We start from the raw sequence: 12,110 nt of genomic DNA on the forward strand, positions 1-12,110 counted from the left end.
GCCAATCTTTGGGGAAAGCGAGATAAATCCAGTTTTAAAGCGTGTTTTTGTTTTGGCTACTCTTAATCTCTGATAATCTTGCTTGACATTGAAGCCGATTATTGATAGGTGCGAAACTTGTGTTCACAGATGTAGGAATCAATAAAATTGCTTTGCATACCAAACGCCGGGTATCAAGAGAGGCTTTATGAAGAAATTTTTCATATAGCTTTACGATAACATTGAGTTTATTCATTAAGCGATGATCCCAGGCTTTTAATCGTGGGATAGATGAAACACAAAAATACACTCCTGAACTAGGCTGAAGCTAATGGGATCTTCACCATACCTACCCCTGTAATTATCTGCCCTCAAGAAGTTAAAGGTTTTTTGCCAGAGATTAAAAATTCAAAGATGTTCCCATAGTGTAAAATTGTGGGAAAAGCATAAATATTTACAAAGTTTTTATAACCTCAGATATATCTTTAGGTAGAAAAAATCTAGAAATAGTTCAGTTGGTATTCGCAGTTACAACAACTGGGGATCAGTGAGTGCTAGGCTTGGCTAGTGTAATGTAAAATTGTGGCGTAAAGCTCCTCAGCAGTTATGGCTCAAATATTAGATCCTCTACCACCTGAGCAATCGGGGAAAATTCTCTGCTGCTACATTAATGCCACGAGCAAAATACAGGTAGCTCGCATCTGCAATATCCCCAACTGGTACTTTGAAAGGGTTGTTTTCCCAGGACAACGTTTAGTCTTTGAAGCTCCGCGAAAAGGTCAAATGGAGATTCATACAGGGATGATGGCAAGTTCAATTTTATCCGATAAGATTCCGTGCGATCGCCTGATGCTCAATGAACCCAGTACTTATGAGTTTGATACAGACTCATCATCTGGAAAAGACCCTATTAATACCCAAGCAATAATGCAGCAGATTAATACAAAAATCGGAGATACTACAAAACCCTTACAAATCCTTGGTTTAGCATCGGTTGATTAAAAAAACAATTTTACTAAATTTAAGGGTTGCTAATTCAGCAGCCCTTTTTGTTTATTATTATTTATTGGGCATTGGGCAATTCAATTTTGGATTTTGGATTTTAGATTTTGGATTAAAACAAGTCCCAAGTCCCAAGTCCCAAGTCCCAAGTCGCAAGTAAGTTTTGTGACGGGGATTTAGCTGAGGCATCAAAACGCGCTGCTTGATAGAAGCAGGGGACTTAAACCCCCAAATTTTGTTAAATTTCAATCTAAAATCCAAAATCTAAAATCTAAAATTCTCACTCTCCCCCATCTCCCCCATCTCCCCCATCTCCCCCATCTCCCTCATCTCCCTCATCTCAACTACAATCAATCTTATGAATCTGCCTTCATTTCTTTGGTTGTGGAAAATAGCCGCTTGGTCGATGGGATTGTCCCTGCTGGCATATCTGATGTTAGCAGTCACCGGCGTTTGGATGTTTCGGGCGAGAACTTCGCATCAATTCCCTTTTATTACCCCATTTCTGGGCGGAAATAAGGAGGTGCGATCGCTCCACTATACAATGGGCATCAGCATGGTAGGTTTAGTACTACTATTGCTAGCGATCGGCATTGTTGGCACTTTCGGTCACTTTGGTTCTTTAGGTCACTCGTCACACCTAATCGCTGGATTGATAGTGGTAGCATTAGTTTTACTCTCTGCTTTCAGCGCCACGCAAATTAGTGCCAGAAAACCTTGGGCTAGACCTTTACACATCGGCGTAAATATTATTCTGTTTGTTGGATTTGCCTGGGTATCCCTTACTGGTTGGATTGTAGTGCAAAAGTATTTACCGTGAACTACCTTAGAATGAAGAAAAGCATTGTAATTGAGCCGTGACAGCAAACTCAGCCAATATCTCAGCTTCTATTTTTCGTCTGTCTCCTTTGATTCGGATAACGCTGCTGAGTCTATACATAGCACTGACAGTCCCATTACCCTTCTTATCGCAGGTAACAGCTGCACCCGTACCCCCAGGATTATTGTGGCTAGGGATTAGCATCGGTTTAGTTGCCTTGTATGCAGTATTGACTGAACAAGTAATGGTAGATGACCAGGGAATTCAGGTTACTTACCCCGTCTGGGTGCCTCGCTTTTTTCGTAAAGGCTGGTTATTACCTTGGTCAGAGGTGAAAGAGTTAAAACCCCGCACCACTGGTCAAGGAGGGCTAGTTTATTACTTCCTCAGCCAGGATGGGAAAGCTTATTTACTACCGATGCGTGTAGCCGGATTTGCTCGTTTCGTGCAAATTGTGCAAGCAAAGACAGGTATTAATACCACTGATGTTCGCCCTTTAGCACAGCCGTGGATGTACTTGATTCTACTGGGATTTACGCTACTGTTATTCTTGGTCGATGGCTGGGCGATCGCTACAGCTTTAACTACTCGACAATTAATATAGAATGGCGCATTGGGCATTGCTTATTTGTCCCCCATCTCCCACGCTGCGACAAGCTAAAGCTATATCTCCTCCAGTCTTTTTTTTGAATTTTGAATTTTGAATTTTGAATTGATTTCTCCCCACTCACCTTGAATAATGTCATACTCAGGCTAGAGCAAGTTAATCTGTTTACAAAGCTGAAAACCCAACTTCCCGGCAATCAGCAGGGATACCCCATATTGCAGGATATTTCTTTGGAGGTATTCCAGAGCGATCGCATTGCCATCTTGGGATCAGTTGGCGGTGGTAAAACTTCGTTATTATACCTCCTCAACCGCCTAATTGAACCCACGAGTGGCAAAATCTATCTAGAAAATCAAGAATATCGCCAAATTCCTGTCATCCAGCTACGCCAAATGCTTGTACTTGTACTGCAAGAGTCAAAGCTGTTGGGGATGACAGTTGGGCAAGCCTTGGCTTATCCTTTAGTTTTGCGTGGTTTGCCAAAACAGACAATTGAGCAACGAGTCAATCACTGGACAGAACAACTGCACATTCCCAATGAATGGCTAGGGCGAACAGAGGTGCAACTTTCTGCGGGACAACGACAACTAGTAGCGATCGCTCGTGCCTTAGTCATCCACCCTAAAATATTATTATTAGACGAGCCAACGTCTGCTCTTGATCCTGGTACTGCTTCTAATCTGATACAAGTCTTAATCCAGTTAAGTCAAACTCATCAAACTACGATTCTGATGGTAAATCACCAACTGGAACTAGCCCAGATGTTTTGCACTCGGTTATTACACCTACAGCAGGGCCATTTATTGGCAAATCAAAGAGTCCCTGAGATAGACTGGGTTCAATTACGAGAAAGCTTAATTCAAGCAGAAGCTCAAGACGATTTTGGATTTTAAATTTTGGATGAGTCAATCGTCATTGAGCAGGGGGCATGAGTTATTCTCCTAATCCCCCCACTCCCCACTCCCCACTCCCCACTCCCATTCACACTTGACTACTACTAAGTGTCGAACGTTGATTATTAAATCTCTCTCTACCTAACTTTGTTGTTTGTGACTGTGAAATATTGATATTCAAAATTTCCATGTTAAAACGATATCCTACATTGCGGATAGTTTGAATCAAATTGGGTTGCCGGGGATCAAGTTCAACCTTTTTACGAAGTGACAAAACGTGAGTATCAATGGTACGAGGGTTATCGATAGCGTCAGGCCAAGCACGACGCAGCAATTCCGACCTACTCAGAGGCACTCCCCCAGCTTGTGCCAAAACATACAGCAAACTAAATTCTTGGGGCGTTAAGTCGATGAATTCACCCTGGAAGCGGACACGGCGCTGAACTAAATCGATTTGCAAAGTGCCATAATCCAAATAAGCTGGTGCAGTAGGTGTGCGCTTCCGGCGAATCAGTGCCTCTACCCGTGCCAAAAACTCTTGCATCCCAAAAGGTTTGCTCAGATAATCATCTGCACCCGCCTTTAAACCGGCGACGATATCACCTTCACTATTACGGGCAGATAGCATCAAGATTAGAGGCTGCTGCTGACGATGCAACCAACGACAAAACTCAATGCCATCACCATCAGGCAGGTCTGCATCCAACACAACCAGTGTTGGTTGATGGCTTAAAAATACTTCCCTTGCTTGATAAATGCTGGCAGCTTGATGCACACGGTATTCAAGTTGTTGCAAGTGCCAACCCAACAACGACCTCAGATGGGGATTCCCCTCAATGATTTCTATACAAACCGAACCCACGGTGGCAAGACCCCTTAGCGTCGATAGACTCTCAAAGTAACAAGCCTATCTCTAAGGTTTTGTAGCCTTTGTTACTTCAATTGCGATTAGCTTTACATTTCCTCATAAAAAGAGTGGCAATATCTTTAATTTGTGCCTTGCGGAAAGGCGATTAGAAATATTATTAAATTTTTATTAAATTTATCGAAAGTGTTGTTAGACTTATTAAAAGTTCTTTTAGCTTAACATTTTGCTCTTAGATGGTGTAATGTGGCAAATACAGCGCATTTCAAGGAAAGTGAGGTACACAACCAAAGTCTCAAACCCTGGTGTGAAAGCTGTTTTACTTCTGAATTCTGACTCCTGAATTCTGAATTCTGCTCTATCTATAACCCAACCAGCGAACCGTTACTACAACAGCTTTTCAACCTGATGGTGGAAGCGGATTTTTTCGCAAAAATTAGTGGCCACATCCCCGAATATAACATCAATACAATGGGGCTGTTGAGGATGAAAATCATAAAAATAACTTAGCAGCTAACTAGAATCTATGTTTTCTGGAATAGGATTAAAGTAGCGTGTAGCTGCTAGGAGGGTACTACCCAAAGTAGATGTGTTGACTTTGAGTTGATGCCAAAGTGAAATTAGACTTCACATTTGAGCCTGAATCATTTACAATTCTCATTCCAGAGAGATTAATACAGCAGTTATGCTCCAAGACACACAAACCATCCGCTATTACCAAAGACTCACCGACGCCTTCGCCGAGTTATGGAATCGCGGTTATCGCACGGATGATATGCGGATGTATTTGGATGGATATCTAGCCGCACTGCGACATGGCAACATCATTGAACCTTTTCTGATTCATCGCTTAGAAGAGGAAGCCAGCCGCTACTTGTACGATGGATCAAATTTTGCAGTCCCGCAACCACAGCCACAACCGGATTACTACTAAGTACCATTTACCTGGTCATTGATAGTAACCGTTAATTACCGCAGATAATTATAGCATATTATCTGTATTGGTCAACGGGTTGCCGTGGTGTGAGATTTTGGAAATATTATATTGATAAAACGCATCCCCTCAGCCCTATATTGGTCTTGCCAATGTGACTGAGGGGATTGTTGAATTGAAGAAGAATTCAGAAGTCAGAATTGAGGAATCAGAATCAATCAGTCGGGGATTGGGACCCCCACTTCGGCAAAGCTACCTCGACTGCGCTCGGCACAAGTCATATCATGTCCGGGTAATTAGTTATGATTCCCATACTCATTGCACCCCACCCCTTAATCCCCTCCCCGCTCTTCGGGAGGGGAGACAAAGCGCAGCGTTGGCGGGGTGGGGTTCTTCGGGTTTAATAAGTAATCAAGCGGACATAATATCAGTGACCGCCACTGAATTGTTGCACCACCAAATCTACGATTTGGTGAGGGTCTTAAACCCGTCTATTCATCCGTTTTTTCGGTCAAAATTCATTCTGAATTCTGACTCCTGACTCCTGACTCCTGACTTCTGACTCCTGACTCCTGAATTCTGTTTCGATAACCTGAAATCGATTCAAAGACAGGTGAAATATTTTTGTCAGCAACCTATTAAAATAATTCGTAATTGAATTCTTAACTACGAATTACGAATTACGAATTAGTTACGAAGCCAATGCTACTTCTACCTTTTCCTGCAATTCACCTTTTTGGTACAGCTCAATCAAGATGTCAGAACCGCCAAGGAATTCACCATTAATATACACTTGGGGAATTGTCGGCCAGTTAGAGTATTCTTTAATTCCCTGACGGATTTCAGAGTCTGATAGAACATCGACCGTCTCGAAGGGAACTCCCAAAGTATTGAGAATCTGCACAACGTTGTTGGAGAAACCACATTGGGGCATTAACTTGTTTCCCTTCATGAAAACTAAAATCTTGTTCTGTTCTAGCAAGTTATCAATTTTCTGTTTGAGTTCTGGTGTCATGATATTTGTATTTCCTATGTTGCATTCAACGATCGCGGGTGAGGAGTTAAAAATTCATAACTTATAACTCCTAACTCTATGTTTACGAAGCTGTTGTTGCTTGCCAAGCTTCGGGAGTATATGTTTTTACTGCCAAGGCATGAATCGCTTCAGTTGACATAGCTTGCCCCAACGCACCATAAATTAACTGGTGTTGCTGCACCAGTCCCTTACCTGCAAAGTGCGATGAAACAACTGTTACCTGATAGTGGTCCCCGCCACCAGTCAAGTCTTGCACCTGAACCTGGGCGTCTGGCAGTTCCGCCTTGATCATTGCCTCAACCTGCTGCGGACTAATCATCGCTATTCCTGAAACAACTTACTTTTCTATTATTAACAGATATAGACCAAATACCTGTGCCAACTTCAGCTTTTGGCAAGGCTGGGGATAAATGCGCCTCTGAGGTGTATTTTCGAGAACGCTCAGGTTTTGGCTACGGCGGATAGTTCTATCCTAACACTGGGGCGTTTCAAGGTGTTGTTCAGGGAGAGAAAGATGTGAAAGATGGGGGAAATGGGGAAAACAGGCAACAAAAATTTAATTTATTTTTTTGGAGATGAGGAAGATGAATTACCAGCTTCTCTGGGATAGGGAGAATCAACAAAACCTAATTCAAATAACTGTTTATAGGCTTTCTTGCCTAAATCCCGCGTCGGGTTTTGACTCTTAATTATTTGAATCAACAACGGTACGGCTAATTCTGGCTGATTTTGTGCGCGATGTACCAATGCTAGCTGAAAGGTGGCTTCATCTCGTTTTTGGGCTGTTAATAGAGCTTTTTGACGCTGAGAATCAGAAACCCTATTGTCAATTCCCGAAAAGCTAGAGTTTAACTCTTGATAAAAATTAGATAACTGATTATAAACCTGACGTGCTTCTTGCAGTTTCTTAACAGCTAAGGGGTAGTTTTGAGCAGAAACGGCTTGGTCTGCCTCTTTGAGTAAGCGATCGCCGCCTTCAATGCTCAAAATGCTGTTACTTTGGGTTATGGGGCGAAGGTTATTGGGATCGTTGGGATCAATAGGTTGTGGTTGGCTGGTAGTGCCTGGTGACTGTGATACCTGAGCATTCACAGGTGATAGCAGGCTGAGGACTGCTATGACTGATAGAAAAGTACGGTGCATCAAGGTAACAGCGGCAGCAGTGTTCATGGGATCAAGTAGTGCGACAACTAGATAAAAAAGTTATGGAAACTTCGGGTATCTTAACTCTGTTTTGGTCTTGGACAAAGCAAAGCTACATCCTAAGTATCTCTGATTTAGACTAAAAATCGCTTTAATAGAGTTCCCATTACCCTTGTATAGTAACTAACTTAAATCCTTCTGATCAGCGATACCTACGGACGAGATCAAGAATTAGTGATTTCTGCAAATGCGTGATTAGTAATTTTTGTTTCTTGATGGCTTAATTGTTGCAGTGCCTTTACTAAATCAGCTGTGATGCTTTTGGCATCTTGTTTTATACAGCCACTCATGTAATCCCTTACTCTGATTGGGGAGCCAATGTGAATACTCACATCCGTACCCCAATTTGGATAAGGTTGGCTGTAATTAATCCCTATGGGGATGATTTTCACTCCCAGCCCGGAATGACTAGATTCAGCACTCAAAGCAAGACGAGCAATTCCCGGCTTTAACTGGTGAACTTGGCGATCGCGAAAAATGTTACCTTCTGGAAATATGACGAGGTTTTTTTTCTGCTGAAGTAGCTCAACTCCATGTCGCAGGGTGCGGATTGACGGATGCTTAGAATTTACAGGAAACCCCCCCAAACGTCGGACAAACCAGCCTTGCAAACCTTGGCATTCGTCAATAGTCACCATAAATCGCAAATCTTGTTCTGTCAGACAATCAACGGTGGCGTAGGGTACGAGTAAGGCATCCCAACGCGCCCGATGGGTAGGGGCGAGAATCACAGGCCCAGTTGTGGGGATATTTTTTTGTCCGGTTATTCTAATTTGCCCAAAGAATAATGGTAATACGCAGTGACGCCCAAATAAATATGCCAGAGGACTTAACCAAGGAGAAACCCTTGAGGTAGTATGATCTACCTGAGGATTTGCTGGTGTGTGCTGGCAGGTATCGGATGAAGAGTAAAATTCCATGATGACGGATGCAGCTGATTTACGCGTAAAATTTAACGAAAAGCCTGATTAGTTACACCGTAGATTCTCTTGCGTCAATTGTGTCGTACTAGATGGACAGTTTTACCTCTGTCCGTTAGTTTCCCCTACGCCGCTTAGTGGCAAACCAAACCTGTAATTGCTGACGACAAGCTGACTCTAGAATACCTCCGATTACCTGGAGACGGTGATTAGAAGCAGCACTATCGGGTATGTTAATAACTGTACGAATTGCGCCAGTTTTTGTATCGTCTACTCCATATACAAGTAGTCCTAGACGCGCTTGCACAATAGCACCTGCACACATCGGGCAAGGTTCGAGAGTTACGTAGAGGGTGCATTCATTAAGATGCCAATTTTGTAAAGTTGTTGCAGCTGTCTTGAGAGCGAGAATTTCCGCATGAGCGGTAGGATCTTTGTCACGCTCTTTTCTGTTTTCTCCTTCTGCTAGCAATTTGCCTGTTGAATCAATGATAACAGCACCTACAGGGACTTCACCTGCATCACCTGCTGCTTTTGCTAATTTTAGGGCATAAGTCATCCATTGTTGATGTATAAGATATTCTGTATACTTAGTTAGCATATTCTGATGAATATAAAAACTTCAAAATTCAAAACATTACAGCTATTTTCAGGTAAATAGACCACGCGGTAGGGGCACAGCAATGCTCATGCGTGTCAACTTAAGCTAAAAATAGCTTAACTGTTAGCTTCCTCACCCGCCCAGAAATAAATTTCAGGGCTAATAGCTAAAGTCTACTGAAGTAGACTAAAGATTTTTAGGAATATTTAGTCTACTTCAGTAGACTTTAGCTATTAGCAAGGAACTTCAGTTCCTTGCGGGACATGACTTTTACGTTAAGTTGACACCAATGAGCAATGCTGTGCCCCTACGACAGATGTGGTTCAAATACATGATTTCTGCTGTAAGAAATAAGAATTAAATAACATACAATTTATGTCCCTGGCTTACCTCACCCTCAATCCCTCTCCGATATATTGGAGAGGGAAGCTAGATACAGAATGAAGTTTTGCATTTTATTTAATCCACCTTCCTAAGTTAAGAGGCGGCAGCCCTCCCATCAGGCATTCCCAGTCAGAGACTGGGAACGAGACAAGGTAGGCAAACTTTCGCCACGCACGGCTAAACAATTTAAAATCAAAAGTTGCCCAACATAGCATCACTAAGCCAGCCGTTGGGGGCTAATTTGATTTCTAAATAGCGGTTTGGGCTAAAAGGGGATCGAGTTGACTTTGTGTGTCTAGCTGATAGAGGTCATCGCAGCCGCCAATGTGCTGGTTATTAATAAAAATTTGTGGTACACTGCGGCGTCCGTTAGCGCGTTCTGCCATTTTAGCTCTGGCTGCTTCGTCGCCGTCGATTTTATATTCAGTAAAATTTACACCTTTCCACCACAGCAGTATTTTGGCACGAATGCAGTATGGACAAGTTTGCCATGTGTAAAGTTCGACATTGGCTTTGACTCGCTCTGGATGGCGATTTAAGAGGGGGTTAAGAAAGTTCAGCATATTTTCTCAAGCAAGGTTTTAACTATATCTTTAGCCTAGATCATTGCTGGCATTGCTTACCGCATTGGGGCTGGAACCCACTTTTGGAAACTTTCTAAATGATTCCAGTAAGACAAATATCCAGTCAATGCCCAAATTAGAGCGGCTACTATCAGCACTGCTACGCCAATTAGCCGCCAAGTTCGGTTGGTTTTCCAATGGAGAGTTGGGGCTGCAAAAATACCACCTAATCCAGTTAAAATAAAGCCGATTCCTGACAAAAGCGGTTGCTTGGTCAAATTCCAGTTGAGGATGCGGATACCAACTACGATCGCAACTACGCCAGCAAAGAAGCCGTAAACTGCTATTGTGAATAAATCCCAACCTTGAGCAAGAGAAACCGCAGCCGCAACAAACAAGATACCAAATAAGACACTTGTTTCACCGAAGGCAATGTTGAAGCTACCGATTACTGGCCAGGTGAAGATCATGTGTAAACCAGTTGTGAGTGCGATGTCTGGCGACAAGCCGCTTCGCGTCTACGCGCCTGTAATTCCAAATCCCGGAATCCACTGTCTTTGATTAGAACTATCTATACCCCGATACACGTAGTCAGCCAGTAGAAATAATCCAGCTACCATATTGATCAACATTAGTGTGATGTAGTCGATAAACACGATTAACCTCTTAAATTTGACAAGCTAAACCACATCTATTTTGAGAACCATAGTTTTTAAAAGTAGTGGGAGCATCTTGCTCCCTGCTCGTAGTAGTGGGAGCATCTTGCTCCCTGCTCGTAGTAGTGGGCAAGATGCCCGCACTACTCCTCTGTTTCAAAATGGACGAGGTTTATTTACTCTGCGCCTTGGTTTTCGCTTATTCTTGAGTTTTTAGTGAATTTACCAGCTTATTTATTTATTATTTTATACCTGAAGATAGATACTGAAGAAAAGCAAGGTTCTAAGTTGATGTGCAGCTAAATTGTATAACACGAAAACCCAAAAATATTGTAGTGCGGGCAACATGAGCGCGTCCAATATACAAATTAAATACGCAACAGCTTAGATATGCACTGCTACCCATTTGTGCCAGTTTGTAACCAGTTAGCAGTAAAACTTAACTTTCTTCCAGGTGTATCCGCCCTTTGGTAGACTTGAAGTCTGAAATAGCCAGATAAAACGACGTAAATTCAAGCAGTTGAGAGGGTGGACTCTGTGGAAAATACACTTGGGTTAGAGATTATTGAAGTAGTAGAGCAAGCCGCGATCGCTTCCTCAAAGTGGATGGGGAAAGGCGAAAAAAACATTGCTGACCAGGTAGCAGTGGAAGCGATGCGGGAGCGGATGAATAAAATCCACATGCGCGGTCGCATCGTCATCGGGGAAGGCGAACGCGACGACGCGCCAATGTTATACATCGGGGAAGAAGTTGGTATCTGTACCCAACCAAATGCCGAAAGTTTGTGTAACCCTGATGAATTAATTGAAATTGATATCGCTGTTGACCCCTGTGAAGGTACGAACTTGGTAGCTTATGGACAACCTGGTTCGATGGCTGTGTTGGCAATTTCTGAGAAGGGGGGATTATTTGCTGCTCCTGACTTTTACATGAAGAAGTTAGCAGCACCTCCCGCAGCTAAGGGTAAGGTAGACATCAACAAATCAGCAACGGAAAACCTGAAGATTCTCTCTGAGGTTTTAGACCGGAGTATTGATGAACTTGTTGTCGTAGTAATGAAGCGCGAACGTCACAATGATTTAATTAAAGAAATCCGTGAGGCTGGAGCTAGAGTCGCCCTAATTTCAGATGGTGATGTCGGTGCAGCAATAAGCTGTGGTTTTGCTGGAACTAATATCCACGCGCTGATGGGTATTGGTGCGGCTCCTGAAGGTGTAATCTCGGCAGCAGCAATGCGTGCTTTGGGTGGACACTTCCAAGGTCAATTGATCTACGATCCAGAAGTAGTAAAAACAGGTCTGATTGGAGAAAGCAAACAAGCCAATATCGATCGTTTAAAGTCTATGAATATCAATGACCCCGATAAGGTCTATGATGCTCATGAACTGGCATCTGGTAAAACTATTCTGTTCGCTGCTAGCGGCATTACCACTGGTAATCTCATGCAAGGTGTGCGTTTCTTCAAGGGCGGGGCGAGAACTCATAGCTTGGTAATTTCCAACCAGTCGAAAACTGCTCGATTTGTTGATACAATTCATATGTTTGGTGAACCCAAGATTCTCCAACTGAATTAATTTTTAGGGAATGGGGAATGATAAAAGTAGGGGCGAAGCATTTGGAAATGAATCTTTCTATAAATGCTTTAC

Annotated in this window: 13 protein-coding genes and 1 pseudogene; 6 read left to right on the top strand and 8 right to left on the bottom strand. The window is 42.8% G+C overall.

Annotated features, from left to right (window positions below; genetic code table 11):
* Positions 1-585 precede the first annotated feature (585 nt).
* From V7K27_RS08465 to V7K27_RS08480, 4 genes are all read left to right on the top strand, one after another.
* Entirely contained in the window at positions 586-981 is a 396-nt protein-coding gene (locus V7K27_RS08465; protein WP_334946147.1) for a DUF1830 domain-containing protein, read from the top strand.
* Between the two features lie 358 nt (positions 982-1,339).
* Complete coding sequence (locus V7K27_RS08470) at positions 1,340-1,801, top strand: DUF4079 domain-containing protein (protein ID WP_334946149.1); 462 nt, start codon at positions 1,340-1,342, stop codon at positions 1,799-1,801.
* Between the two features lie 37 nt (positions 1,802-1,838).
* Positions 1,839-2,405 carry a hypothetical protein gene (locus V7K27_RS08475; RefSeq protein ID WP_334946151.1) on the top strand — a complete coding sequence of 189 codons (567 nt, stop codon included), beginning with the start codon at positions 1,839-1,841 and terminating at the stop codon, positions 2,403-2,405.
* A gap of 128 nt (positions 2,406-2,533) precedes the next feature.
* Positions 2,534-3,301 (top strand): ABC transporter ATP-binding protein, encoded by a 768-nt coding sequence (locus V7K27_RS08480; protein ID WP_334946153.1) that lies wholly within the window; start codon positions 2,534-2,536, stop codon positions 3,299-3,301.
* Positions 3,302-3,389: 88 nt separating this feature from the next.
* On the opposite strand, the gene V7K27_RS08485 is transcribed toward V7K27_RS08480, so the two are convergent.
* A complete protein-coding gene (locus V7K27_RS08485) occupies positions 3,390-4,163 on the bottom strand; it encodes a response regulator transcription factor (protein WP_334946155.1) in 774 nt (257 codons plus the stop codon).
* Positions 4,164-4,851: 688 nt separating this feature from the next.
* On the opposite strand from V7K27_RS08485, the gene V7K27_RS08490 reads away from it, so the two are divergent.
* A complete protein-coding gene (locus V7K27_RS08490; RefSeq protein ID WP_292837705.1) occupies positions 4,852-5,100 on the top strand; it encodes a DUF6761 family protein in 249 nt (82 codons plus the stop codon).
* Between the two features lie 691 nt (positions 5,101-5,791).
* Here the strand turns inward: V7K27_RS08490 and grxD are convergent.
* From grxD to V7K27_RS08525, 7 genes and pseudogenes are all read right to left on the bottom strand, one after another.
* On the bottom strand, positions 5,792-6,115 hold the full coding sequence (gene grxD / locus V7K27_RS08495; protein WP_334946157.1) for a Grx4 family monothiol glutaredoxin: 324 nt from the start codon (positions 6,113-6,115) through the stop codon (positions 5,792-5,794).
* An 82-nt stretch (positions 6,116-6,197) separates the two neighbouring features.
* Positions 6,198-6,455, bottom strand: a complete 258-nt coding sequence (locus tag V7K27_RS08500; RefSeq protein ID WP_292763501.1) for a BolA family protein — start codon at positions 6,453-6,455, stop codon at positions 6,198-6,200.
* A gap of 242 nt (positions 6,456-6,697) precedes the next feature.
* Positions 6,698-7,306, bottom strand: a complete 609-nt coding sequence (locus V7K27_RS08505) for a hypothetical protein (protein ID WP_334946159.1) — start codon at positions 7,304-7,306, stop codon at positions 6,698-6,700.
* 197 nt (positions 7,307-7,503) lie between these two features.
* On the bottom strand, positions 7,504-8,259 hold the full coding sequence (locus V7K27_RS08510; RefSeq protein ID WP_334946161.1) for a lysophospholipid acyltransferase family protein: 756 nt from the start codon (positions 8,257-8,259) through the stop codon (positions 7,504-7,506).
* A gap of 115 nt (positions 8,260-8,374) precedes the next feature.
* Entirely contained in the window at positions 8,375-8,860 is a 486-nt protein-coding gene (gene tadA / locus V7K27_RS08515) for a tRNA adenosine(34) deaminase TadA (protein ID WP_334946163.1), read from the bottom strand.
* A 632-nt stretch (positions 8,861-9,492) separates the two neighbouring features.
* The gene (gene grxC, locus V7K27_RS08520) at positions 9,493-9,807 is read right to left on the bottom strand and encodes a glutaredoxin 3 (protein ID WP_334946164.1); all 315 of its coding nucleotides are present in this window, start codon (positions 9,805-9,807) and stop codon (positions 9,493-9,495) included.
* 56 nt (positions 9,808-9,863) lie between these two features.
* Positions 9,864-10,463, bottom strand: a pseudogene (locus V7K27_RS08525) (DUF981 family protein).
* Between the two features lie 537 nt (positions 10,464-11,000).
* Here V7K27_RS08525 and glpX point away from each other — a divergent pair.
* Entirely contained in the window at positions 11,001-12,038 is a 1,038-nt protein-coding gene (gene glpX / locus V7K27_RS08530) for a class II fructose-bisphosphatase (RefSeq protein WP_334946166.1), read from the top strand.
* Positions 12,039-12,110: the final 72 nt, after the last annotated feature.

The sequence above is a fragment of the Nostoc sp. genome, from assembly GCF_036919575.1.
In the GTDB taxonomy this organism is placed as follows: domain Bacteria; phylum Cyanobacteriota; class Cyanobacteriia; order Cyanobacteriales; family Nostocaceae; genus Nostoc.